The 26,435-nt window shown below is 68.7% G+C and carries 14 protein-coding genes; 5 read left to right on the top strand and 9 right to left on the bottom strand.

Going from position 1 to position 26,435, the window contains the following annotated elements:
• Positions 1-8: 8 nt before the first annotated feature.
• The 5 genes from mrcB to hrpA form a co-directional block, all read right to left on the bottom strand.
• The gene (mrcB, locus tag ACFWZ1_RS03885) at positions 9-2,312 is read right to left on the bottom strand and encodes a penicillin-binding protein 1B (protein ID WP_439666866.1); all 2,304 of its coding nucleotides are present in this window, start codon (positions 2,310-2,312) and stop codon (positions 9-11) included.
• Between the two features lie 176 nt (positions 2,313-2,488).
• The gene (locus ACFWZ1_RS03880; protein WP_439665506.1) at positions 2,489-3,319 is read right to left on the bottom strand and encodes an NAD-dependent epimerase/dehydratase family protein; all 831 of its coding nucleotides are present in this window, start codon (positions 3,317-3,319) and stop codon (positions 2,489-2,491) included.
• Positions 3,320-3,330: 11 nt separating this feature from the next.
• Complete coding sequence (locus ACFWZ1_RS03875; protein ID WP_439665505.1) at positions 3,331-5,079, bottom strand: hypothetical protein; 1,749 nt, start codon at positions 5,077-5,079, stop codon at positions 3,331-3,333.
• A gap of 75 nt (positions 5,080-5,154) precedes the next feature.
• Positions 5,155-7,269 (bottom strand): RelA/SpoT family protein, encoded by a 2,115-nt coding sequence (locus tag ACFWZ1_RS03870; protein WP_439665504.1) that lies wholly within the window; start codon positions 7,267-7,269, stop codon positions 5,155-5,157.
• A 206-nt stretch (positions 7,270-7,475) separates the two neighbouring features.
• Positions 7,476-11,597 carry an ATP-dependent RNA helicase HrpA gene (gene hrpA, locus ACFWZ1_RS03865; protein ID WP_439665503.1) on the bottom strand — a complete coding sequence of 1,374 codons (4,122 nt, stop codon included), beginning with the start codon at positions 11,595-11,597 and terminating at the stop codon, positions 7,476-7,478.
• A 112-nt stretch (positions 11,598-11,709) separates the two neighbouring features.
• Here hrpA and ACFWZ1_RS03860 point away from each other — a divergent pair, with 112 nt between their 5' ends.
• Complete coding sequence (locus ACFWZ1_RS03860) at positions 11,710-12,174, top strand: Dps family protein (RefSeq protein ID WP_439665502.1); 465 nt, start codon at positions 11,710-11,712, stop codon at positions 12,172-12,174.
• A gap of 332 nt (positions 12,175-12,506) precedes the next feature.
• Here ACFWZ1_RS03860 and ACFWZ1_RS03855 read toward each other — a convergent pair whose 3' ends face one another.
• The 4 genes from ACFWZ1_RS03855 to ACFWZ1_RS03840 all read right to left on the bottom strand — a co-directional run bounded on the left by ACFWZ1_RS03855 (position 12,507) and on the right by ACFWZ1_RS03840 (position 17,276).
• On the bottom strand, positions 12,507-13,385 hold the full coding sequence (locus ACFWZ1_RS03855) for a hypothetical protein (RefSeq protein ID WP_439665501.1): 879 nt from the start codon (positions 13,383-13,385) through the stop codon (positions 12,507-12,509).
• Positions 13,386-13,587: 202 nt separating this feature from the next.
• Positions 13,588-13,776: a class IIb bacteriocin, lactobin A/cerein 7B family gene (locus ACFWZ1_RS03850; protein ID WP_231323835.1), complete on the bottom strand. Its 189-nt coding sequence runs from the start codon at positions 13,774-13,776 to the stop codon at positions 13,588-13,590.
• 67 nt (positions 13,777-13,843) lie between these two features.
• Entirely contained in the window at positions 13,844-16,006 is a 2,163-nt protein-coding gene (locus ACFWZ1_RS03845; RefSeq protein ID WP_439665500.1) for a peptidase domain-containing ABC transporter, read from the bottom strand.
• A complete protein-coding gene (locus ACFWZ1_RS03840) occupies positions 15,999-17,276 on the bottom strand; it encodes an HlyD family secretion protein (RefSeq protein ID WP_439665499.1) in 1,278 nt (425 codons plus the stop codon). The genes ACFWZ1_RS03845 and ACFWZ1_RS03840 overlap by 8 nt, the downstream gene beginning before the upstream one ends.
• A gap of 88 nt (positions 17,277-17,364) precedes the next feature.
• On the opposite strand from ACFWZ1_RS03840, the gene ACFWZ1_RS03835 reads away from it, so the two are divergent.
• The 4 genes from ACFWZ1_RS03835 (at position 17,365) to ACFWZ1_RS03820 (ending at position 26,293) form a co-directional block, all read left to right on the top strand.
• Positions 17,365-17,769, top strand: coding sequence for a helix-turn-helix domain-containing protein (locus tag ACFWZ1_RS03835; protein WP_439665498.1), 405 nt, complete (start codon positions 17,365-17,367; stop codon positions 17,767-17,769).
• Positions 17,770-17,933: 164 nt separating this feature from the next.
• Complete coding sequence (locus ACFWZ1_RS03830) at positions 17,934-20,534, top strand: glycosyltransferase family 2 protein (protein WP_231323827.1); 2,601 nt, start codon at positions 17,934-17,936, stop codon at positions 20,532-20,534.
• A gap of 88 nt (positions 20,535-20,622) precedes the next feature.
• Positions 20,623-22,380, top strand: a complete 1,758-nt coding sequence (locus ACFWZ1_RS03825; protein ID WP_439665497.1) for an autotransporter assembly complex protein TamA — start codon at positions 20,623-20,625, stop codon at positions 22,378-22,380.
• 166 nt (positions 22,381-22,546) lie between these two features.
• Positions 22,547-26,293 (top strand): translocation/assembly module TamB domain-containing protein, encoded by a 3,747-nt coding sequence (locus ACFWZ1_RS03820; RefSeq protein WP_439665496.1) that lies wholly within the window; start codon positions 22,547-22,549, stop codon positions 26,291-26,293.
• Positions 26,294-26,435: the final 142 nt, after the last annotated feature.

Below are 26,435 nucleotides of genomic sequence, written 5' to 3'. Positions count from 1 at the left end.
AAGGGTCTCTAGGGAAGCGTGGAAGCGGCGGGCGCGGGCGTGTTGCCGTCGCCGCCGAAGAAGTTGCCGATGCGCTGCCAGAAGCAGCCCTCGCTATCGGCCGGAAGCGAGCCGGCGACGACCGGGAACTGGCGCGCGCCCTCGCACTCGGGCTGCGTGGGCTTGCCGTCGACCGGATTGATCCAGGCCATTTCCAGGCCCTCGCCCGGCTGCGGCGAAAGGGGGCGCGTGGGCAGGTGGCGGAACAGGTCCTGCCAGGCGCGCAGGCCGCCGGTGGCGCCGAACAGGCCGGTCGGCTTGTTGTCGTCTCGGCCCATCCAGAACACCGCGAGGCGGTCGGCGGTGAAGCCGGCGAACCAGCTGTCGCGCATGTCGTTGCTGGTGCCGGTCTTGCCGGCGGCGTTGAGCCAGGCCAGCGAGGAGTCGCCCAGGCTGTGCGCGGTGCCGTACTCGGCTACCTGCTGCATCGCCCAGGTGACCAGCCGCACCGCTTGCTGGTATTCGCCCTTGCCGCCTTCGATCTCATAACGCTTGACGGTATGGCCCTCGCCGTCGACCACGCCGCGCACCGCCAGCAGCGGCAGCGCGTGGCCGTCGGCGGCCACGTATTCGTAGAGCTGGGCGACCTGGAACGGCGACATGTCGACCGCGCCGATCAGCATCGAGGGACTCGGATTGATGTCGGTGAAGCCGAACGACTCCAGGAACGCCCTGACCCGCTGCACGCCGACGGCAAGGCCCAGGTGGATCGTCGCCAGGTTCCACGAATGCGCCAGCGCGTCGACCATCGGCACGAAGCCGTGCGACTGGTTGTCGTCGTTCTGCGGCATCCAGGTCTTGCCATTGGGCTGGCGCAGCATGATCGGCGAATCGTCCAGCGGCGTGCCCAGGTTCCAGTGCGCCGGATCGGTCAGCGCCACCAGGTAGACGAAGGGCTTGACCAGCGAGCCGATCGGCCGGCGCGCATCGAGCGCACGGTTGAAGCCGGGGTCGCCGGGCGTCTTGCTGCCGACCACCGCCAGCACGCTGCCGCTGTCGGTATCGGTGACCACACCGGCCGCCTGCACCTTGTCGCCGCGCTTGCCCATGTTCTTGATGGCGGTGGTGATCGCCTGCTCGGCGTAGAGCTGCGCGGCGGGGTCGAGCGTGGTGAAGATCGACAGCTTGCCGTTGCGCAATGTCTCGTCGTCGAAGTCGTTGGTGATCTGCGCGCGCACCAGCTGCATGAACGCCGGGAAGCGGTTGTGCGGCAGCTGCGCGTTCGTCGCGATGTCCAGCGGCGCGGCCTGCGCGGCGTTGACCTGGCCGGCGCCAAGCAGGCCGGTGTCGTAGAACTCCTTCAGCACCAGGTTGCGCCGCGCCAGCGCGCGCTTGGGGAAGCGGCGCGGGTCGTAGTAGCTCGGGCCCTTGACCATGCCCACCAGCAGCGCGATTTCCTGCGGCCGCAGGTCCTCCAGCCGGCGGCCGAAGTAGAACTCGGCGCCTGCGGCGAAGCCGTGCACCGCCTGGTTGCCCTGCTGGCCCAGGAAGACCTCGTTGATGTAGGCCTCCAGGATGCGGTCCTTGGAGTAATGCGCCTCGATCAGCAGCGAGAGCAGCGCCTCGTTGAACTTGCGCACCAGGTTCTGGCTGCGGTCCAGGAACAGGTTGCGCACCAGCTGCTGGGTCAGCGTGGAGCCGCCCTGCACCGTGTGGCCGGCGCGGAGGTTGGCGAAGGCGGCGCGCAGGATCGCGCTGAAATCGAGGCCGATGTGATGCTTGAAGTCGCGGTCCTCGACCGCCTGCAGGCCGCTCACCAGCAGCGGCGGCACGTCGGCCAGCCGCACGATGCGGCGCTCTTCCTGCTGCGAGCCGTAGACGGTGGCGATGCGTGCCGGATCCAGGTGGGCGAGCTTGATCGGCGCGCCGCTGGCCGCCTCGGCGAGCGACTCGACCTGGCCGCGGCCCAGTGTCACGCGGATGCGCTTGGGCAGTTCACCGCCGTCCGGACCGGCGTAGCCACGCGAGGAGATCACGTAGCGGCTGCCATTGCGCGTCCAGGTGCCCGGCACGCTGCCGGCGGCATCGTGGATGTAGCCGGCGAAGGTCAGTTCGAGTTCCAGCGCGGACGGCAACATCGGTACGCCGGCGGCCAGTTCCAGCGGACGCGCATATACGCGCGTGGGCACGGCGAACACCAGGTCGTTGAAACGGTCCTGCACGCGCTTGTTGAGGATCAGCGTGTACGGCAGCACGAAACCCAGCCCCAGGCCGAGCACGACCCAGAAAGGGATGCGCAGCCAGCGCCAGCTGTGGCGCGCGAACGCGCCCATGCGAGAGATCAGTGCCAAGGTTGGGAACCTGGATCCAAGGTGGGCTCCGATGATAGGGCGTGCCACCCGGCGCGCATCTGAACGTGGGCGGCGGGATGTGGCGTGGCGCGGGCGTACGGATGGCACGGGGCGGGCAAACCGGGTGGTGCGTTTCCCGCCCGCCCGCGCAAAAAGGGTCAGCCCGGCTCCCAACACCGCGCATCCGGCCGGAACGGTCGCGGATGCACGTCGAGCAGGCGTTCCAGCTCGCTGTTGTCGGCGACCAGATCGGCATCCAGTCGCGCCAGGGGGCCGCGCAACCGCGGCACTGCATGGCGGACCAGGCGCAGCAGCCAGGTCGGGACCGGCAACGGCAAGGTCGCCATCGGCAGGCTGCGCTGGACGCGGGCAAACATGTCGCCCGCGGTCAGCCGCTCGCCACCGCCGAGCATCAGCACGCGGTCGGCGGGTCGATCGATCGCGGCCAGCGTGGCCAGCGCGATGTCGTCGGCGTGGACGGGCTGGCGCAGGCCGCCACCGATGGGGCGCGGAAACGCACGGGTGCGCATCGCCCGGCGCGCGAGCGGGGTCAGGCTCTTGTCGCTGCCAGCGCCGTAGATCAGTGTCGGCCGCAATACGGTCCAGGCGCAGCCCAGCACTTCGCAGGCGGCCACCAGTTCCGCTTCACCCTGCTGCAGTTGCCGCGCGATCTCGCGCTCGGCCGGCACCTCGGAAGCGGCCTTGCTCTGCGCGCTCATCGAACTGGTGGCCACGACGCACGGCGAACCGGTTGGCGCTGCCGCGGCGAGCCAGCGGGCGAACGGCTGCAGCGGTCCGTAACTGACGATGGCGGAGACGGCCGACAGCGTGGGCACCGCATCGGGCAGGCCACCGCGCACCCAGCGCACGCCCTCGCTGTCGGCATGCGGCTCGCGGCTCACCGCGATCACCGGCTCGCCGCGCGCGCGCAGGCGCGGCAACAGGAAATGGCCGATCTGGCCGCTGGCCCCGAACACCACGACGGTCATGCGATCCCCGGTCAGTGGCCGGATTGCAGGCGCCGCGACAGTTCGCTCACGCGCGGCAGGTACGGCGCGAGCCGGCGTGCCTGCTCGATCGACTGCGCCGCGTTGGCGCGGTCGCCGCGGTCGAGCTGCTGCTCGGCCTGGTCCAGCCAGGCGTCGACCAGCCGCTCGCGCAACACGCTTTCGTTGGAGTCGCCGGGCGAGAGGTCCCCAAGCGCGCCGAGCAATTCGCCGGCCTTGTCCAGGTCGCTGCTGGCGAGTGCCTGGTTGAACAGTTGCACGACCAGGTTGGGCAGGTCTTCCAGCCCCTGCAGCGCGGCCTGGTTGTTGCCGTCGATGGCCAGCGCGTTGCGGTAGAGGTCGTACGCGCTCTCGCCCGGCGGCAGCATGATCAGGCCCTGCGTGGCGGCGGTACGTGCCCGGCGCACCAGTTCGGCCACCTGTTCGATCTGGTCGGCGGTCAGTTCCGGCGGCGGGGGTGGCGGCGGTTCGGCTTCGGGCGCAGGTTGCGCCGGCTTGGCGGCGGTCGGCGCCGGCGGCGTGGCTGCGGGCTGCGTGGCAGGCGGCGTGGCTCGCGCGGCCTTGGTGTTCAGCCGCGCCCGCGCGGCGGCGAGATCGGCGGACTTGGGCGCCAGCGCCTCGGCCTGGTCGAGCAGGCGGGAGGCCTGGTCGGTGTCGTCGGCATCGAGCGCCGCGTTGGCCTGTACCACCAGTGCCTGGGCGACCTGGCCCAGGCCTGCGCGGGCCTGCACATTGCCGGGATCGAGCTTGAGCGCGGCCTGGAAGTGCGCCAGCGCGGTCTCGTCGCCCTCGCCCGCGATACGGCCGTCGCGCAAGGCCTGCTGGCCCTGCGAAATGGCGTCGAGCAGGGCGCCGTCGTCCTGGTGCTGCGCCTGCGCGAGCGCGGCGCGCAACGCGGGCAGGTCGCCGTAGCTGGGAAGCAGCGCGGTCAGCTGGTCGATGATGGTGGCAGCGGTGGTCGCGTCGCCATGGGCGAGCGCGGCGCGCGCCTGTGCGGCAAGGCCGCTGCCGACCTGATCCAGGCCGTGCTGGGCCACCGCGTTGTCGCGATCGGCGGCAAGCATCTGCTGGTAGAGCGCGCCGGCGCCGTCCTGGCCGGTGAGCTTGCCTGCGTTGAGCGCCTGCTGCGCGCGTTCGACCAAGTCGTCGGCCGGCTGCGCGGCGCCACGCGCCTGCCGGATCATCCCGTCGAGCCGGTCGACGTCACTGCCGCCGCCGAGCAGTTCGCGGGCGACGGTGAGTTCCTGCTGCGCCTCGTCAAGGCGACCGGCGCGGAAAGCGGTGTCGGCGCGCGAAAGTTCGGCCATGCCGACCTGGTGCAGGCCGTCGCGGGCGCGGTCGTTGTCCGGTTCGAGCGCGCGGGCTCCCTGGTAGAGCTCGCGCGCACTCGTGCCGTCGGTGCCGTCCAGGTGGCCGTCCTGCAACGCCTTGTCGGCGCGGCTCAGGACGTCATTCAGTTCCGTGCGCGGGACCATGTCGCGCAGGCTGTTCTGGTATTCGCGCAGCGCCCAGACGCCCGCGCCGAGCAGCAACACGACCACCAGCGCGACCAGGTGCCAGCTGCGCAGGCGCAGGCGCCGACGGCGCGCGGGTGGCGGGCGCCGCGGCGTATGGAAGGCGATCGGCGGCAAGCGGTCGTCCGGATCGTCCGCGCGCGGGCGCGGTGCGTCCAGGTCGCCCAGGTCGCCCAGCGTGGGTTCGGCGCGTCCGTCCCGGCTGTCTTGGTCTCTGCGTCCGCTCATGGTCCAAAGCTGTCCTGGCAACGGATCCAGCTTAGCATCGCCCACTTCACGCGCCCGCCGGTGAAACTGGTGCATTCAGCTTGCGCTGACGCGCCGCGCCTCCACGACATTGGGCAGCGCCACCAGCTTGCCGAGCAGGGACGAGAGCTGCCCGAAATCGCGCACGCGCAGGGTAAAGCGCATCTCCACCTCGCCGGTGCGGCTTTCCAGCCGGCTGGAGGACGCCACGATCGGCGTGCCGACGTTGCTGATCAGGTTCATCACGTCCTTCTGCAGGCCCTTGCGGTCGAAGCCGTGCAGCTCGACGTCGACCTGGTAGGACTGCGCCGTGGCGCGACCCCACTCGACGTCGATCACGCGGTCCGGATCGCGTCGCGCCAGCCGCGCCAGGCTGGCGCAGTCGGCGCGGTGTACCGATACGCCGCGGCCCTTGGTGATGAAGCCGCGCACCGGATCGCCCGGCAGCGGCTGGCAGCAGCGCGCCAGCACGGTGAGCAGGTTGCCCACGCCCTCGATGCGAAGCGCGCCATGGTCGGGCGTGACGTGGCGCGCGACCGGCTGCGCCGGCGGCGGCGCGGGTTCGACCGGGTGTGCCGCTTCCTGCAGCACGCGCGCGATCTGGCCAGCGCTGACCTCGCCAAGCGCGAGCGCGACCAGCAGTTCCTCGTGCGTCTTCAGGTGGAAATGGGCGGGCAGTCTCGACAGGTCGGCGTTGGGCAGCGCGAGCCGCCTGAGCTCGCGTTCGAGCAGCGCGCGACCGGCGGCAAGGTTGGCGTCGAACGCGATGCGGTGGAACCAGGACCGCGCCTTCTCGCGGGCACGGCTGGTGTTGAGGTAGCCATGGTGCGGCGAGAGCCAGTCGCGGCTCGGTTCGGCGTTCTTCGCGGTGACGATTTCCACGCGGTCGCCACTGCGCGGCTGGTGCGTGAGCGGCACGATGCGCCCGTTGACCTTCGCGCCGCGACAGCGATGGCCGACCTCGGTGTGCACGTAATAGGCGAAGTCGAGCACGGTGGCGCCGTGCGGCAGGTCGAACACCTCGCCCTTGGGCGTGAGCAGGTAGACGCGGTCTTCCAGCAACTCGGTGCGCAGCTCCGCGGCTACCTCCTCGTCCGCGCGCGGTTCGAGCAGCTTGCGCATCCAGGCGATCTTCGCCTCGAACTCGGCATCGGCGCCGCCGCCCTCCTTGTAGCGCCAGTGCGCCGCGACGCCCAGCTCGTTGTCGCGGTGCATGGCATGGGTGCGGATCTGCACTTCCAGCGTCTTGCCCTGCGGACCGATCACCGCGGTGTGCAGCGAGCGGTAGCCGTTGCCCTTGGGGCGTGCGAGGTAATCGTCGAACTCGCGTGGCAGGTGCTGCCACTGCGCGTGCACCACGCCCAGCGCGCCGTAGCAGTCGGCCACGCTGTCGACCAGGATGCGCACCGCGCGGATGTCGTACAGGTCGGAGAATTCCAGTCCCTTGCGGTGCATCTTCTTCCAGATGGAATAGATGTGCTTCGGACGACCGGCGAGGTCGGCCTTGATGCCGGCCGCTTCCAGGGCGGCGCCGAGCTCGGCGAGCACCTGCGCGATGAACGCCTCGCGGTCGGCGCGGCGCTCGTCCAGCAGGCGCGCGATGCGCTTGTAGGTGTCCGGCTGCAGGTAGCGGAACGCGAGGTCCTCCAGCTCCCACTTCAATTGCCAGATGCCGAGCCGGTTGGCGAGCGGCGCGTGGATGTCCCGGGTGAGCCTGGCCAGCGCCATGCGCTCGGCTTCGGGCAATGCCGTCGCGCCACGCATTTTCGCCAGTTGCCGAGCCAGCAGTACGAACACCACGCGAAGGTCGCGGATGATCGCCAGCAGCAGCCGGCGCAGGCCCTCGTGCGTGCCGGTCTCGCGCTGCGCGTGCAGGGCCCAGACCTTCTGCGCGGCGAGCTGGCCTTCGACCAGCCGCTGCACTTCCAGCGGCAGCGACGGCGCGCGAGCCTGCCAAGCTGCCGGGTCGCCCTGCGCCAGCTCGAACCACACCGCGGCGGCCTGTGTCTGCGCATCGCAGCCGAGCATGGCGAGCAGGTCCAGCACGTCCGCGCATTCGGCCTCGTTCGCCGGCGTGCAGGTCGCCAGAGCATCCGCCAGCGGCGGCAGCGCGGCCGCGCGGGCGTGCCATTGAGTCAGGCGGGTGGATGCGGGATGGGTGGGCTGGGACATGGGAAGGGACATTCTAGAAGAAGGTCCGTGCCGGAGACCGTGGCGGAAGGTTCCCCCGCAACCTGCCCCATCCGGGCGCACACCCTGCGCCGCGTGCCCTGCGCCGCGTGGCGACGCAAGGATTCTGCCCCCGGAACGCCTCGCTCACGCTCCCTTCCCGCTTGCGGGGCAAACGGAGCGCAGCGTTCAGCCCGACGGCTGGCCGATCACCCCAGGGCCTCCAGCGCCCGCGCCAGGCGCTTGGCCGACACCGGTTCGGCGGTCTTCAGTTCCTGCGCGAACAACGAGACGCGCCATTCCTCGATCAACCAGCGCAGTTCGTCGAGGTCTGCCGCGCCGCCGGCCTGGTGCCGGAGGTACTCGCGCCAGTACGGCAGCACCTGGAGCATGCGCTGCTGGTCCTTGGCCGGGTCCTGGCGCAGCCGTTCGGCGCGCAGGCGCATGGCCTTGAGGTAGCGCGGGTAGTGCGCCAGGCGCGCGTTCGGCAGTTCACGCGCGAAGCCGGGCGCGAGCAGCGCGTCGAGCTGCTCGCGCAGGTCGTCATAGCTGGCGCGGGCGAAGCCGATCAACGGGGGTTCCAGCCAGGGCTTGAGATCGGCCTGGGCCTCGATGGCCGGTTCGACCAGCTTCAATCGCTCGACGGCTGCGCCGAACAGCTCGCGTGCAAGGGCGGTGCGTAGTGCCTCGAAGTCGCCGGCCGTGCGCGCGTCCCGGTCGTGCGTCGCCAGCAGGTCGGCAAAGCCACCCTCGACCAGGTCCTCGCGCAGGGATTCCACGCTGCCAAGGGGCGCGTATTTCAGCGACAGCGGATTGGCGATGGGCAGGCGCCGACGGGCCTGCTTCATGTCGCTGGCCAGCGCGTTGCGCAGCAGCCGCTCGACACCTTTCAGATGCGCCGCGCGGGCTTCGTCGTGGCGTTCGAACACGCGCAGCGCCACCGCCTCGCCCAGGTCGACCAGTGCCGGGAAGGCGCTCAGGCCGCCTTCGGAACGTACCTGCGCGGGAATCTCCTCGAAGTCCCAGCGGGTGACGTCCTCGCGCGTCAGCTCGACGTCGGTCTTGCGCGAGAAGGCTTCGCGGGCCTGCGTTTCCCATTGCGCGCGCAATGCGGCGAGGTCGCGGCCGGTGGCCAGCGTCCTGCCGCGCTCGTCGTGCAGGCGATAGCGCATCTTCAGGTGCGGCGGCAGTTCCACCGCCGCGAATTCGGAGGGCGGCGCGTCCACGCCCGTGGCGCGCTTGAGGAAAGCGGCGAGTGCCGGGACCAACGGCTGCTCGCGCGGCGCCTCGGCTTCCACGAAGGCGCGCGCGAAGTCCGGCGCGGGCACGAAGTTGCGCCGCAGGGCCTTGGGCAGACCGCGGATCAGTTCGGCCACCTTGTCGGCCAGCAGGCCCGGCACCAGCCACTCGCAGCGGGCGGCGGGCAGCGCGTTTAGCATCGCCAGGGGAAGCTGCAGGGTGACGCCGTCGGCCTCGTCGCCGGGAACGAAGCGGTATTCGAGCTTGTAGCGCTGTGGCGGAAGGTCGAGCGTGGCGGGAAACGCCTTCGGGTCGAGCCCGGCACCGCCGGCCATCACCTCGTCCAGCGACCAGCGCAGCGCGGCCTGCTCGGCGGGACGCGCACGGCTGTACCAGGCATCGAGGGCGCGCGTGCTGGCAACATCCTCCGGCAACTTGCCGTCGAAGAATGCCGCCAGCTCGTCCTCGCCGCGCAGCAGGCCTTCGCGGCGCTGCTTGGCCTCGATCTCGTGCGCCTGGTCGAGCACGCGCTGGTTGGCGCGCACGAAATCCGCGCGCGCATCGAGGTCGCCGCGTGCCAGCGCTTCGCGCAGGAAGATCGCATGGGCGAGTGCCGGATCCTGTTTCTGGAACGTGACCGGGCGACGCTCGACCAGGGTCAGCCCGAACAGGCTGACCTGCTCGTAGGCGACCACCGTGCCGCGCTTGCGCGACCAGTGCGCATCGCGGCAACTGCCCTTGACCAGATGCGCGGCCTGTTGCTCGATCCAGGCCGGTTCCACGCGCGCGCAACTCATGCCCCAGACTCGGCCGCCGACGTCGAGGATCTGCGCGGCGAACAGCCAGGCGGGCGGCGTCTTCGCCAGCGCCGAGCCGGGGAAGACCTGGAACCGGCGCTCGCGGGTGGAGCGGTAGATGCCCTTCTCGTCCTTGTGGCCGACCTGGGTAGGAAGACCGGCGAGCAATGAGCGATGGATCGCTTCGTATTGTTCGGGACTTGCCTCGACCTCGCTACCCTCCGGAGAGAGGGCTGGGGTGAGGGGCTGGGGCTCGCCCGGGGCTTTCCTGGCGCGGCGCGACCCTTGCGCCTCGCTGCGCGAAGCGCGAGCTGGGGCACTTCGGACTTGAGCCGGGCTCTTTCGCGAGGGTGTCCCCTCACCCCAACCCTCTCCCCGGAGGGGAGAGGGAGCAGATTTTGCGCTGGCGTCCAGCGTCCACCCCAGCTCCGCCACCACCAGCAACAGCTGCCGGTGCAGCTCGCGCCACTCGCGCATGCGCAGGAACGACAGGAAATGCCGCCCGCACCAGTCGCGCAGTTTCGATTGGGTCAGCTCCTCGTGCGCCTTCGTGTACTCGCGCCACAGGTTGAGCACGCCGACGAAATCGGATTTGGGATCGGCAAACGCCGCATGCGCCGCATCGGCCTGCTGCCGCGCATCGGCGGGACGCTCGCGCGGGTCCTGGATGGACAGGAACGCCACCACCACCAGCAACTCGCGCAGGGCATGGCGTTCCTGCGCCTCGACTAGCATGCGCGCCAGCTGCACGTCGATCGGCAGTCGCGCCAGCTGGCGACCGATGGCGGTCAGGTGCCGGCGCTCGTCGATGGCGGAGATCTCCGCCAGGCGCCGGTAGCCGTCGGCCACCATCCGCGGATCGGGCGCTTCCAGGAAGGGAAAATCCTCCACCTCGCCGAGCTTCAGCGAGAGCATGCGCAGGATGACGTTGGCGAGCGACGAGCGCAGCAGTTCCGGGTCGGTGTAGCGCGGACGGGTCTCGAAATCCGACTCGCCGTACAGGCGATAGCAGATGCCCGGGCCGATGCGCCCGCAGCGGCCCTTGCGCTGGTCGGCCGCCGCCTGCGAGACCGGCTCGACGTGCAGCCGCTCCAGCTGGCTGCGCTGGCTATAGCGCATCACCCGCGCGCTGCCGGTGTCGACGACGTAGCGGATGCGCGGCACGGTCAACGAGGTTTCGGCCACGTTGGTCGCCAGCACGATGCGCCGCTTCGGTCCGGGCTTGAACACGCGATCCTGGTCGGCCGCCGACAGGCGCGCGTACAGCGGCAGCACTTCGGTCTCGCGGTACTGGCGGCGCGAAAGCAGCAGGTGCGCGTCGCGGATCTCGCGCTCCCCGGGGAGGAACACCAGTACGTCGCCGGGGCCGCTGCCGAGGCTGCGGTCGGCCATGATCTCGTCGAGCACCAGGCCGATGTGTTCGGCGCTGCCCTGCTGGACGCGGTCGGACGCGTCCCGCGGGTGGGGGCCGCGGTCGCGCACCGGGTGCGCTTCCAGAGCGTCGGCGGCGCGCCAGCGGACCTCGACCGGGTAAGCGCGCCCCTCGACCGACACCACTGGCGCGTCGTTGAAATGCTGGGCGAAGCGTGCGGTGTCGATCGTCGCCGAGGTGACGATGATCTTCAGCTCCGGCCGCTTCTGGGCGAGGCGCTTGAGGTAGCCGAGCAGGAAGTCGATGTTGAGGCTGCGCTCGTGCGCCTCGTCGATGATCACCGTGTCGTAGGACGACAACCACGGATCGCCCTGCGTCTCGGCCAGCAGGATGCCGTCGGTCATGAACTTGACCAGCGTGCGCTCGGAGACCTGGTCGGTGAAGCGCACCTGGAAACCGACCTGTTCGCCCAGCGCCGTACCCAGTTCCTCCGCCACGCGGCGGGCGACCGAGCGCGCAGCCAGGCGGCGCGGCTGGGTGCAGCCGATCATGCCCGCCTCGCCGCGGCCGGCGGCCAGGCACAGCTTGGGCAGCTGGGTGGTCTTGCCCGAGCCGGTTTCGCCGGCGATCACCACGACCTGGTGCTTGCGGATCAGTTCGACGATCTCGTCGGCGCGCGTAGTGATCGGAAGTGATTCGTCCAGCCGGATCGCCGGCTTGGCCGCGGCGCGCGCCTGGCGCCGCGCCGCCGAGACGCCGATGTCGGCCGCCAGTGCGTCGAGCTTGCGGGCATCGGGCTGGCGCGAAAGCCCGCGCCACCGTCCCAGCAGCCGGCCGAAGTCGCGGCTGGACACGCCCGAGAGCGCCTCGCGCAAGGCGCGCAGGCGGGCTTCGTCGGAGGATGCGGGCGGCGTGTCGTTCATGGGACCGCACATGATAGCCGCAGGCTATGGCCCTCATCGGAACGATTCATTTCACGGCGCGCTCGCCAGTCGGTACCGTGGATCCCGTACCCACTCACGAGGAGGGATTTCCATGACCAACATCGGTATCGCCCCGCAGGATCGCCAGACCATCGCCGAACAGCTTTCCAAGCTGCTGGCGGATACCTATTCGCTGTACCTGAAGACCCACAGCTTCCACTGGAACGTCACCGGCCCGCAGTTCAACAGCCTGCACGCCATGTTCGAGACCCAGTACAACGAGTTGTGGCTGGCCGCCGACGAGATCGCCGAGCGCATCCGCACGCTGGACGTATTCGCGCCGGGCTCCTACAGCCAGTTCGGCAAGCTCACCTCGATCAAGGAGGAATCGGGCGTACCGGAATGGAAGGACATGGTCCGCCAGCTCGTCGAAGGCCACGAGATCGCCGCCCACACCGCCCGCGGCGCCATCAAGGTCGCGCAGGACGGCGGCGACGAAGGCACTGCCGACATGCTGACGGGGCGTTTGAAGGAACACGAAAAGACCGCGTGGATGCTGCGCTCGCTGTTGAAATAAAAGGCGTCGGCGTTGCGGGCCTGGGCAGTTTCCTCAGGTGCTGCACCGATGGCGTGAGGCAGCCGCAGTCGGCAGCTGGTCCGGCGTGGGGGTTCCTGCCCGGACCGCCAGCAGGCACGAGCGGATGTCTCTCTTTAGGAACCGCAACATCCGGATTTGCCCGAAGCTGTGAGTCAGGCGATGCACAAGGCGCCTGTGGAGGTCGATGCTTTCCCGAACGTCTGAGCCCACATGCCCGGATTCAGCGTGGTGGCGGTCGTAGTCTCAACCCGGTGGCGCCATAGTCCCTACCGCCTGAAAACTCTTACCTTCGCCGACGAAAGCTCCGGAAGTCAGGCACCCGCCACGGTCACGCGGACGATTTCCGACAATGCGAGATTGCATGCCTGGATCCCGCGGTATCGCGTGACCACGCCTTTGCGCCAGAGCACCATCGTGGGACTTTCGACTACCTGCAGCGCATTGGCCAATCGCCGGTAAGGCACGGAGACGATCGTGCTGCCGCCAAACAGCGTTTCTTCGGCCACTTCCAGGCCATCAATGACCAGGCGCAAGTCGATCCAAGTGGCGAACAGTTCCGAGGATTGCTCCAGATACTTCAAGAAGGTCATGCATACCTGACACCGGGTGGACAGGAAAATCAGCGCGAGGGGGCGTCCGTCCCGGCTGGCTTCGCCCAGGAGCGCGGTTCCTTCCTTTCCCGCGTCCCCCACCGGTGTGCCGGTGAAGCCCCGCAAGGCAAGCCCGCGCGAAAGCACGTAGAAACCCACGGCCACGGCAGCAGCGAACGCGCAGAACAGGGCAACCGGCAACTGCCAGCGCATCGACAAGCCACCAAGCACGAGTTCCGCCACGAGGACGAGCAGGAACACGACTTCGGCCCGCAAATCCGCGCTCAGCGAGGCGGAGCCGAAACAGGGGCATCCGACCTTGCCACGGCCAAAAACGCGGAAGAGCCATGCACAAATCGCCAGGACTCCGCAGACGGCAACCATGAACCCGGTACTGCGTGGCCCAACGGCCAGCACCGCCACCAACAAGGCAGTTTCGGCTCCGATGATCGCGAAGAACAGCACGGCCGCACGCACGCGGGGGAAACGGTTGCGCAACCATTGCTCGACCGGACGCCTGTCCCTGGCCTTGAGCAGGATCGAGAGCAACAGGACGCTGGCGAGGAGCACCGTGCCCGCACAACGAAACAAGTCGATCATGGGAGCGTACGCATGGAATGGAAGTCAGTTGGGGGCTGACAGAGTCACCAGCCGAAGTATTTGAGGACGACACCGATCACGATCAACGCGATGCCCAGGCAAGTGAACGCCGAGCGCAGCTTCGTCTTGGCAAGCTTCATACAGTCCTCCGGGAAACAAGAAGCCTGGACCCCATGCGGGGTCCAGGCTGCTATGAATGCGCTCAGTTCATGGCCTCGCCGAGCTCGTAGCCGAAGTCGTAACAGGCGCCCGCTTCCACCATGGCACCACCCACGAGGAGCCACAGCCCGTCGGAAGCCGCGGTGAGGATGGCGCCACCAACGCACTCGAGACCGGCGGAGATAAGGCCGCCATTGACGTTCTTCACCTGATCGAAGGTCAACTTCTGCATGATCGTTTCCTTTCTGTTGAGTTGATTGACAGATCCGTTACTGCACTTTCGATCGCTTCCCTTCCCCTTACTCATCGGCCCGTCCTGGGCCGACTCTCGCCTGGCCATGTGCTGCCAAGCTGATTTCGCGATCCGCGCTCGAGACGCTTTCCTGCCTGTGGGCGATGATCACCCTGGTGACATCCAGGCCCCTGATGGCCTGTGTGATGAGCCGCTCCCTTTCCACATCCAGGTGGCTGGTCGCCTCGTCGAGCAGCAACAGCTTCGGCTCGCGATACAGGGCGCGAGCGAGGATCACCCGTTGTTTCTGGCCGCCGGAAAGGCTCGAGCCCATGTCGCCCACAAGCGTCTGGTAGCCCATCGGCATGCGCGCGATCTCCTCATGGACCGCCGCCATGCGAGCCGCTGCCTCGACCCGCTCGTCCGACTGGCCGGCCTGGAAGAACGAAATGTTGTCCGCCAGCGAACCGGCGAATAGCTGGTCCTCCTGCATGACGGCGCCGACCATGCTGCGGAATCGCTTCACGCCGATCTTGCGCAGCGGCACGCCGCCGAAGAAGACCTCGCCCTCGGTGGGTTCCAGCAATCCCAGGACGATCTTGACGAGGGTCGTCTTGCCGCAGCCGGAAGGTCCGGTGATTGCAACGCATTCGCCGGACTCGATCCGCAGGTTGCAGTCCTTCAACACCCAGGGCTCACCGTCCGCATAGCGAAAGCTCACGTGGCGCAACTCGATGCTCGAGTCCTGGAGGGAGCCGGTCCAAGTGGAAGTGTCTTCGGGCTCCGGCTCGGTCAAGGCCACGTCGGCGAGGCGCTCGGCATGCAGCCCGAGCATCTGGAAGTCGACCCACTTGTCGATCAGCCCGCCAGCCCGGCTGGTGAACTGATCGGCAAAGCTGACGAAGGCGATCATCATGCCGGCCGAAAGGTTGCCATCGAGGGCCTGCAGTGCGGCGATCCAGACCAGGGCTACCCGCCCCAAGCCGAAAATCATCTGATTGCTGGCGCTGAACGCGATCGTCAGCCTCTGCACGCCGACATCTCGGTTGGTGGTCTCGACTGTGGCATTGGCGTAGCGCGCGGAGCGCTCATCCTGCTGGTTGGCCAGCTTGACCGGCAGCACGCCGCGGATGGATTCCAGCAACTCGCTCTGCTGGCGGGCGGCGTAAACGATCTGGTCTTCGGTTGCCCGCCGGAGAGGCCGAAAGAAGATCCAGCGCAGCAGGCCATAGAGGACGAACACGCCCGCCACCCACAGGGTAAGCGGCACACTGTAGAAGCCCATCACCACCAACGTCGTGATGGCCATGACTCCATCGAGCAGGGAGCCGATGAACTGCGTCGTGAGCGTCTTCTGGATGGTCTGCGCCGACCCCAGCCTCGACACTACGTCGCCCACATGACGCTTCTGGAACCAGTCCAGCGGCAGTTTCAGGAGTTGCCGCACCAGATTGGTCTGCCATTGCACGCTGACCGTGGCGCCCAACCAGGTCAGGGTCCATGAACGCGCTGCGGTGAAGGCGGCCTGGAAAACGGTGACGCCGAGGAAGCCGATACCCAACAAGGTCAGCAGGTCGCGATCGGCCGAGACCAGGACCTGATCGATGACCCATTGCATGAAGAACGGGCTGACCAGCGTGAATAGCTCCAGCACCACGGCCAACGCGAGGACGTGCAGCAGGGCCGATACGATCCCATGGAACTTGCCCGTAAGCGCCCGCAGGGTGACGTGTCGGCGCGCGGCGATCGGCTTGAAATCGGCGCCTGGGGAAAGCTCCAGCGCGACACCGGTGAAGTGGCGCGACGCCTCTTCGAAGCTCAACGACCGCGCGCCACGGGCCGGATCGTGGATGACCACCCGCCTGGCCGTGACGTCTTTCAACACGACGAAGTGATTGAGATCCCAGTGCAGCACGCTAGGCCGCTTGAGCTGTCCCAGCTCCTCCAGATCGAGCTTCAACGGCCGCGTGGAGAACCCTAGCTGGCCCGCGATGCCCATGATCTGCAACAGACTCGTTCCCTTCAGGGAGGTCGAGAAGCGGCGGCGCAGGCCCGCCAGGTCGACGTCGTGCCCGTGATAAGCCGCGACCATCGCGAGGCAGGCCAGGCCGCATTCGGCGGCCTCGGTCTGCAGCATCAGCGGCAGCGCGCGACGCCAGCCGAATTGCAGCTGCAGAGGCTGGCCTGGCGTGCTTGCCGGACGCTCGTCCGGCTGCGTTCCGTCAGCCATGTGCCGCGTCCCCGGACAGGCGGTGTCCGATGCCGTAAAGCGGCTCGAACACCCATTCGATCAACCGGCGGCGTTCCATCAGGATGTCCGCCTCCAGCGCCATGCCGGACTTCAGTGACTCCGCCTTGCCGTAAGCGGGCACCGTCTGCCGATCCAGGTCGACCTGCACGCGATAGAGCGGTTCGCGTGCCTGCTGGCCGACCAGCGCGCCGACGTCCGCCGGCGACAGCGCGCTGCGCGAAATATCCGCGACGCGGCCATACTGCTGGCCGAATTTCTGGTAGGGGAAGGCCTGGTAACGCAGCACCACACGACTGCCCGGCTCGATGAAACCGATCGCGCGACTGGGCACAAGCAACTGCGCCTGCAGACGCGAGCCGCGTGGGAGGATCGACAGCAATGGCTGTGCCGCGCTGACCATCTGGCCGGGCTTGAAGAGCACCGCCGAAACCACGCCGTCGCGGGGGGCACGCAGAACCAGCGCGCGCTGGACCTCGTTCTGGGCGATCGACTGGTTGATCGATGCCAGCTGGCGCTCGGTCTCGTTGTGGCGCGTGGCAGTGTCCAGCGGGAGCTGCTCCAGCTGCTGCCGTACCGCCTGCAGTTGCTGGCGGACATCCAGTTGCTGGCGAACCAGGGCCCTGTACTGCGTCTTGGCCTCGATCACCGAGGCCTCCTGCTGCTGGATCTGCAGCGCGGATACGTAGCCCTTGCCACCGAGCGGGCGGATACGATCCAGCAGTTGTTCGGCGCTGGCCGCCTGTTGTCGCTGAAGGCCGATCTGACCGCTGACCTGGTCCAGCTGCGCTTGCAGCAACCGCGCCTTGTCGCGCATGGCATCTGCCTGCTGGGCAGCGAGTTTTTCCTGCGTCCGGAGGTCCGCTTCCAGCCCCGCGCGTTGCTGGTCGAGCTGGTGGCCGACCAGCGCGTGCGTGTCGCCCAGCATACTGTTGTCCTGGGCACTGGCCAGTTCGAGCAGTACATCACCCGCCTTGACGCTCTGGCCTTCCTGGACCACGACGCGGCTGATCGTCCCTGCCCCCGGCGCGACCACGTTGAGGAGGCCGGAGCTGGGGACGAGCTGGCCGACGACACTCTCGCGTCGCGTGTAGTAGCCGAAGGTGAGAAACAGGACAATGGCGGCGCCCAGCGCGAGCGCAAGTACAGCCACGAGCCAGCGCGACACTGGCGCCGCCACGGCGATCCCGCCCAGCCAGCTGCCCTGCCGCGCTTCCAGCACTTCCCGCCGAAAGAGTGATTCCCCTGACACGTCCCTGCCCTTTACGATCCTCCCCCGAGGACCGTTCCCTTCTTCCAGATTTCCTCAGGGTGAGGACAAAAGTCAACAGGGTGAGGATATGAGCGCGACGCTGGAACTCCTGACGAGATACAAGCAGGCCTTGGCCATGCACGCGGACAGCGCAGCCGCGCAGGCACTGGGCGTGAAGAACCAGACCGTCAGCAATTGGCGCACCCGAGGAAGCCAGGCCGAACCTTGGCTGATCGAGAAGATGTGCGCGGTACTGGGCGAGGCCACGGCGCCGTGGTTGTTGCGCGTGCAGTTCGAGCAGGCATCGGACGCGTCCAACAAGCAGGTCTGGCGGCGGGTAGCGCAGCACTTCGGCTTCAAGCTAGCGGGCATCGCGACCATCGCTGGTCTACCGGGCCTGCGTTCCGCACTTGTCAGCTCCGCGGACATGATCAGCGGCGAAGCGGCCGGCCAGGCCTTGCTGGCGATTCTCGGCGATTGGCTCTTGTTCTGATGGCGTGGCATGACACCGCTGGCGCGCAGGCGAAACCTTGGCCGTCCGATCGGCTGACCTCGCGCTGACCACCCCCCAGGGCCTTTATTGAGCCATCTCGCGCGGATCGTTAAGCTCCGCGGGCTAACTTGGCCTCAAATGGAGGCGTCCGACGGGGAACGTTTTTGAGCGCCACAGCACCCACCCACGACAGCCGGTACCCGCTGCTTGCGGCCGTCCTGCTCGCGCTGATCGTGGCCGCGCTCAATATCGCCCTGTGGTGGTGGAGCAACCGCCCGCACGGCCCGGAGGACTTCCACGGGCCGATCAGCGGCTATTCGGTGTCGGTGTTCCAGCGCTACCAGAACCCGCTCAAGCAGGATTTCCCCTCCGACGAGGAGATCGACGCGGACCTGAAGCTGCTGCGCCGCTATACCCCGCGCATCCGCACCTATTCGACGCTGGAAAACCCGCAGGTCTACCGCCTGGCCGAGAAGGAAGGCCTCAAGGTGATGGCTGGCGCGAACATCGACACGCGCCTGATCAACAACGAGAAGGAACTGGAGACGGTGATCGCGCTCGCGCGTCGCTATCCCGAGACCATCCACCGCGTGATCATCGGCAACGAAGTGCTCTTCCGCGGCGATCTGACCGTCGAGCAGATGGAGGACTACCTCGATCGCGCCCGCGCGGCGATCCGCCAGCCGGTGTCGATCGCCGAGCCGGACTACATCTGGCTGAAGTATCCGGAACTGGGCGACCACGTGGACTTCGTCACCATCCACCTGTTCCCGTTCTGGAACGGCATCGCGCGCAAGGACGCGGTGGATGCGGCGCTCGGCGCCTACGACAACATCGTGCAGCACTACCCGGACAAGCCGGTGGTGGTGGGCGAGATCGGCTGGCCGTCCAACGGCGACCGCCACGAGTACGCCGATCCCTCGATCTCCAACGAGGCGATCTTCATCCGCGACTGGCTCAATGCGGCCAAGACGCGGAACATCGATTACTACCTGCTCGAGGCCTTCGACCAGCCGTGGAAGGAGAACCTGGGCGAGGGCCGCACCGGCGCCTACTGGGGCACCTTCAACGCCGACCGCCAACTGAAGTTCCCCTTCACCGGTCCGGTCACCGAGGACACCGCCTGGCCGTGGAAGGCGCTGGCGGCCAGTCTGCTCGCACTACTCCCGATGATCTGGTTCGCGCGCAAGTTCGCGCGCTTCAGGCTGATGGGCCGGCTGTTCTTCTGCCTGCTGATCCAGCTCGCCTGCGGCCTGATCGTCTGGTCGGCCACCCTGCCCTTCAATTTCTACCTGAGCTGGATCGACTGGACCATGCTGGTCCTGTTGTTCCCGGCGCAGGTGGCGATCCTGGCGATCCTGCTGATCAACGGTTTCGAGTTCACCGAGGTGCTATGGCGCCGGGGCTGGCAGCGCCACGCGGCCATGCTCAAGCCCGACCGGCCGGACAAGCAGCCGTTCGTGTCGATCCACCTGGCCTGCTACAACGAGCCGCCGGAAATGGTGATCGCCACGCTCGACTCGCTGGCGGTGCTGGATTACGACAACTTCGAAGTCCTGGTGATCGACAACAACACCAAGAACCCGGACGTGTGGAAGCCGGTGCAGGCCTATTGCGAGCAGCTGGGCAAGCGCTTCCGCTTCTTCCACCTTGAGCCGTGGCCGGGCTTCAAGGCCGGCGCGCTCAACTTCGGTCTGAAGGAGACCGACCCGCGCGCCGAGGTGGTGGCGGTGATCGACGCCGACTACGTGGTGCGCGAGGACTGGCTGTCCACCCTGACCGGCTACTTCCACGACCCGAAGGTGGCCGTGGTGCAGTGCCCGCAGGCGCACCGCGACTTCGAGCACAACCGTTTCCGCCGCATGACCGCGTGGGAGTTCGACGGCTTCTTCCGCATCGGCATGCACCATCGCAACGAGCGCAACGCGATCATCCAGCACGGCACCATGACCATGGTCCGCCGCAGCGCGCTGGAAGGCACCGGCGGCTGGTCGGAGTGGACGATCTGCGAGGACGCCGAGCTCGGTTTGCGCCTGATGCATGCCGGCTACGAGCTGGTCTACGTCGACGAGCTGATGGGCAAGGGCCTCACCCCCGCCGACTTCAAGGCCTACAAGAGCCAGCGCTACCGCTGGGCGTTCGGCGCCATGCAGATCCTGAAGGGGCGCTGGGAATGGATGACGCAACGGGGGCCGCTTTCGCTGGGCCAGCGTTTCCATTTCCTCACCGGCTGGTTCAGCTGGTTCGCCGACGCGCTGCACCTGATCTTTACGTTGATGGCGCTGTTCTGGACCGCCGGCATGGTCGCCTACCCACAGTACTTCAGCCTGCCGATGCAGCTGTTCCTGATCCCGGTGATCGGGTTCTTCTTCGCCAAGGCCATCTTCGGCATCGTGCTCTACCGCGCGCGCGTGCCCTGCGGCTGGTACGACACGCTGATGGCCTCGGTGGCCAGCATGGGCCTCTCGCACGCGATCGCGCGCGGCATCCTGCATGGCCTGACCCGCGAGAAGACCGCGTTCGTGGTGACGGCCAAGAGCCGGCGCCTGGGCGAGTCGGGCTTTGCCGCCTTCGCGCCGGTGCGCGAAGAACTGCTGATGGCCTGCGCGCTGGTGCTGTGCATCGTCGGCATGGGCTTGTCCTTCGGCACGCGGTACATCGAAGGCACGTTGTGGATGTTCATCCTGGCGGCGCAGTCGATCCCGTACTTCTCGGCCGTGGTCGGCGCCTGGATCGCGCACAAGGCCGGCGACAAGGTCGGTTGAGCCCCGAGGAACGTTTATGCGACGGCAACATCGCCGTCGCTAAGCTGGAGCGCCCCGCAGGCCTCCGCACAGGGACGTCCCCCACCACATGCGCCGCCTCCGACGCCTGATCGCCTTGCTCCTGCTGCTGCCGCTGGCGGCGCACGCAGGCGTGCGCTTGACCATCAAGGGCATCGACGATCCGCTGAAGTCCGCGGTGCAGGGCAGCCTGACGCTGTCGCAGTACGCGAAGCGGCCGGTCAGCGACGCGCAGATCCGCCGCCTGTACGACGACGCGCCCGACGAGGCGCGCGAAGCCCTGGAACCCTACGGCTACTACGAGGCCAGCGTGCAGGGCGCCCTGACCCGCACCGGCGCGGATGACTGGCAGGTCACGCTTACGGTGAAGCCGGGCGAGCCGGTACGCATCACCGAGGTGCGCGTGAAGCTGGACGAGGCGGCGCAGACGATCCCTGCGATCCGCGGTGCCGTACGCGCGGTGGAACGCCTTAAGGGCAAGGTGCTCGACCATGGCGCCTACGGGAAGGCGCGCGACGACGTCGGCGGCGCGCTGACCGCCAATGGCTTCCTCGGCGCGAAGCTGGTCACGCACACCGTGCGGGTGACGCGCGCCGACCACAGCGCCGTGGTCGACCTGGCGTGGCAGGCCGGTCCGCGCTACCGCTTCGGCGCAGTGCAGTTCACGGGTTCGCAGTTCGATCCGGGCTTCCTCGAACGCTACGTGCCGTTCAAGCAGGGCGACTACTTCGACCAGACGGATCTGCTGCGCCTGCAACAGGCGCTCAATGGCGCCGACTACTTCTCGGTGGTGAACGTGCGGCCGGACGTGGACGACACCGGCCGCACCGTCGACGTGCAGATCGAGCTGCAACCGGCCAAGCGCAGCGTGTACACCGGCGGCCCGTTCTTCGGCACCGACACCGGTGTCGGCGTGCGCTTGGGGCTGGAGCGGCGCTGGGTCAACAGCCGCGGGCACAAGTGGAAGAACGAACTGGTGCTGGCGCAGCGGCTGAAGACGCTGTCCTCGCTGTACATGATCCCGCTGCCGGGCGGCGAGCAGCGCAGCCTCAACTTCGGCGTCAACTTCCGCGACGCCGACACGGTCACCTCGCAATCGCGCACGCTCGAACTGGTCGGCAACCACACCGACCTGTGGCGCGGCTGGACGCGCACCGTCGGCGCGCACGCCCTGATCGGCACCTTCACCGTCGGCAAGCGCGGCAACGAGCCGGACAACACGCCGGGCATCGAACGCGGCCAGAGCAAGCTGGTGTTCGCCGAGGCGTCGCTGTCGAAGAAGCACGGCGACAACCCCACGTTCGTGCGGCACGGCTGGTCGCTCAGCGTGTACGCACGCAGCACCGCCGGTTCGCTGCTCTCGGACACGCGCTTCAGCCAGCTGGCCGCCGATGCGAAGTGGATCGATGCATTTACCAAGCGCGACCGGCTCATCCTGCGCGCCAGCGCCGGCTTCACCTCCACCGGCGATTTCTCCGCCCTGCCGCCGCAGCTGCGCTTCTTCGCCGGCGGCGACCGCTCGGTGCGCGGTTACGGCTATCAGGCGATCGGCCCGCGCAACAGCTTCGACCGCGTGATCGGCGGCCGCAACCTGCTGGTGGCGAGCACCGAGGTCGAGCACTACTTCACGCGCAACTGGGGCATGGCGGCCTTCGTCGACGCCGGCAACGCGTTCAACGGCACCGATTACCGCCCGCGCCTGGGTGCGGGCCTGGGCGTGCGCTGGCTGTCGCCGGTGGGGATGATCCGCGTCGACGTGGGTACGCCGATCCGCGACGACCATGCACACGGCATCCAGTTGCACGTGGTGATAGGACCGGACCTGTGATGCGCACCGGCCTCCTCCACGCAATGCACGCCATCGGTCCTTCCCCCGCGCGGGGGGGGCGGTGCCCGGGGGTCGGTGAGGGAAACCCCGCGCCCAAGGCCCGAGTGCCGGACCTACTGCTCCGTAGCGCCGTGGTACGCGGCCGTCGCAACAGCGGGCGGCGCGCATGAAGTGGCTCAAGCGCATCGGCATCGCCGTGCTGGTCCTGCTCCTGCTGCTGGCGCTGGGCCTGTGGTGGCTGCTGGGCACCGGCGCGGGCCTGCGCTTTGCGCTCGCCCGCGCCAGCGGGTTCACCGATGGCGCACTCAGCGTGCAGCAATCGAGCGGCAGCCTTGCCGGCCCGCTGCAGCTCAAGGGCCTGCGCTATGCCGACGGCAAGGGCCTGGACATACGCGTGGCCAGCGCCAGGCTGGACGTGCGCCTCTGGCCGCTGCTCGGCAAGCAACTGCACCTCGACATGCTCGACGTGCAGGGCGTCGATGTCGCGCTGCCGCCTCCCGCGCCGAACGAACAAAGCCGCGGCCCGCTCTCGCTCAACCCGCCGCTGGCGATCCAGGTCGACCAGGCGCACGTGGCGGACGTCGCCATCCACCAGGGCAAGCAGCCGCTGTTCACCGCCGACACGCTGGACCTCGCCGGACAGTGGAACGCGCAGGGCGTCGTCATCCGCACGCTGCGCCTGCGCTCGCCCCAGGGACGCGCGGACGTGGATGGCACGCTGGCCATCGGCGGCACCTGGCAGGGCACCGGCCAGGCGAGCTTCGCCTGGACGCTGGGCGACACCACCTACGCGGGCCAATTGCAGGCGCACAGCGACGGCGCCCGCGCGAGGCTCGCCCTCGCGCTCAGCCAGCCGATGGCGGCGCATGTGCAGGTCCAGCTCGAACAAGGCGGCGCCTGGCCCTGGACGGCCTCGCTGAAGGCGCCGCGCTTCGACCCCGCACCGCTACTCGGCCAGGGCACGCTGCAAAGCCTCGCGCTCGACCTGACCGGCAAGGGCGACCGTCTTGGCGGCACGCTCACCGGCACCGTCGACCTCAACCAGTGGCGCCTGCAACTGGCCCCACTGAAGGCGCAGCTGAGCGACGACCGCAGCCGCCTCGCGCTGGAGACGCTCACCCTCACCTCGCCGCGGATCAAGGGCAGGCTGCAGGCGCACGGGCAGATCCAGCTCGACGCCACACCGCCCGGCGGCACGCTGCAACTGTCATGGCAGGACCTGGAGCTGCCCGCCGAGCTGGCTGGCCAGCCGCTGGCCAGTCATGGCCAGCTGGACGTGCGTGGCAGCACGGCGCAGTTCCACGCGCAGGGCGACATCGCGATCGGCCCGCCCGGCAAGCTCGCGCAGTTGGTGGTGAACGTCGACGGCACGCCGCAACAGCTGGCCCTGCACATGCTGGACGTCCGCCAGCCGCAGGGCCACCTGCACGCACAAGGCACGCTCACGCTGCAACCGGTGTTCGGTTGGGAGTTGGCGGCCGACGCGGAGGACTTCGACCCGGGCCAACTTTTCGCCGGCTGGAACGGCGCGCTGGACGCGCAACTGACGACCCGCGGCACCCTGCCCTCGGGCCACCCCGATGCGACGCTGGATCTCGCCCGCCTCGACGGTCGACTGCGCGGCCGCGCCGTGCGAGGCCAGGGCAAGTTGCACCTCTCGCCCAATGAAGTGGTGGATGGCACGCTGTCGCTTGCCTCCGGCCGCAGCACGCTGTCAGTCGAAGGCAAGCCCGGCGCACGCAACGATGTGCAGGTGCAAGCGACCATCGCGACGCTGGCCGACTGGCTGCCCGACGCCGGCGGTCGGCTCGACGCGCATGTGCACGTTACCGGCCTGGAGCCCGCGCTGGGGATAGACGCCGAAGTGCACGGCAGCACGATCGCCTACGGCACCCAGCGCGTCGACCGCCTCGATGTGCAGGCGCACGTGCCGGACATCAGCCGCCCGGGCGGCCATGTCGACCTCGACGCGCGCGACGCCTGGCTCGGCGGCCTCGCCTTCGACACGCTGGCGCTGCACGCCGATGGCACCGAGGCAGCCCACACGCTCACGCTCGACGCGAATGGCCGTCAGCTCTCCGCTCAACTCGCCCTGAATGGCAGCCTGGACCGGCATCACTGGAAGGGCACCCTGGACAGGCTGGACCTGGAGCCCCAGGGCTTGCCGCGCTGGCGGCTGCAGGACCCGGCCACGCTGGACTACGAGGACGGTGCGCTGGCGCTGTCCCAGCTGTGCCTCACCGCCGGCGATCCGCTGCTGTGCGTCCAGGGCAGGCAGGACAAGGCTGGCAACCTTGCCGCCAGCTATCGCCTGCGCGCGCTGCCGCTGGCGTTGCTGCTCAACGCCGCCGGCTACGCGGACCTGCCCATGCGCGCCGACGGCGAACTGCATGGCGAAGGCACACTCAAGCGCAGCGCCGCCGGCGCGCTCAGCGGCCAGGCCACGCTCGCCTCCGACCAGGGGTCGGTCACCTACATCCAGCAGGCGCAACGCCCGCTGCTGGCATGGCGCGGGCTTACCGTCGACGCCAGGCTCGCTCCCGGCCACCAGCAGCTGGAAGCCCACGCCGCGCTCAATGCCGATGGACGGCTGGACGGCCGCGTGACCATCGATGGCGATGCGCGGGCGCTTGGCGGCGAGCTCACCCTGAACCTCGACAGCCTCGCCCCGCTGGAACTGCTCACCAGCGAGCTGGCCAACGTGCAGGGCCGCCTCGACGGTCGCTTCGGTTTCGCCGGTACGCTGGCGCAACCGGCGGTGACCGGCCAGGCCACCGTGGACGGATTTGCCGCCGAGGTGCCCGCGCTGGGCCTCAAACTCGCCGACGGCACCGTGGTGCTGCGCGCCCCCGACGCGCAGCACGTGGAACTGGACGGCCACGTGCGCTCGGGCAAGGGCACGCTGGTGATCGGCGGCAGCTACGGACTTACCACCCAGACGCTCAGCGCGATCACGCTCACCGGCCAGAACGTGACCGTGGCCGACATCCCCGCGGCCCAGGTGGTGCTCACGCCCGACCTGCGCGTGCAGCGCGATGTCCAGGGCCTGCACGTCACCGGCGACGTCGCGCTGGACAGTGCCGACGTGAACCTCGACCGCCTGCCCGGCGGCGGCGCCACCAAGGCATCGTCCGACGTGGTCGTGGTCGACGAGCGCGAGCAGGAAGCCGCCGCCGCGCAGCTGCCGATCTACGCACGCGTGAAGGTCGATCTCGGCCGCCGCGCGCACCTGACCGGCAAGGGCCTGGACGGCAAGCTCGCCGGCACGCTCACGGTGATCGAGGAACCCGGCCGCGCCACCCGCGGCCAGGGCCAGATCGCGGTGAGCGGCACCTACCAGGCCTACGGCCAGGACCTGCACATCGAGGCGGGCAAGCTGCTGTTCGCCGGCACGCCGATCGACAACCCCGGCCTGGACCTGCGCGCGGTGCGCAGCCTGAACCCCAACGCCACCATCGACGAGGGCCAGGAGGTCGGACTGCTGATCACCGGCACGGCGCAGCGTCCGGTCCTCACCGTGTTTTCCAATCCGCCGATGGAGCAGTCCGACGCGCTCTCCTACCTGATCACCGGCAAGCCGCTGTCGCAGGTCAGCGGCGGCGAGGGCGACATGGTCGGCGCCGCGGCGCAGGCACTCGGCTCGGCCGCCGGCGACCTGCTGGCCAAGAGCATCGGCAGCCGGCTGGGCATCGACGAGATCGGCGTGTCCAGCAACGAGGCGCTCGGCGGCGAGTCGGCCTTCACGGTGGGCAAGTACCTCTCGCCGCGGTTGTACCTGAGCTATGGCGTGGGGCTGTTCGAGCCGGGCCAGGTGATCACGCTGCGCTACCGGCTCAGCCAGCGCTGGAACCTCGAAGTGCAGAACGCCACCGAATTCAGCCGTGCGAGCCTCAATTACCGGCTGGAGCGCTGAGCGTTCCCGGAAGCGCCGCTGCTCGTTCGCGCAATTCCCGGGCAATCCTGTGGCCCGCCTTCATGTCGTTTGGCGCGCGGGCACTCCGTAGCGGTCGATGCCGCCCGTCTTCCTCGCCGGTGGCGCGGCGTCACGCGGTCAT

This window comes from Frateuria sp. GZRe14 (assembly GCF_051900395.1).
Classification (GTDB): Bacteria; Pseudomonadota; Gammaproteobacteria; order Xanthomonadales; family Rhodanobacteraceae; genus Frateuria_A; species Frateuria_A edaphi.
Note: the sequence above shows the minus strand (reverse complement) of the source record. Positions and strands in the feature narration are given on the sequence as shown.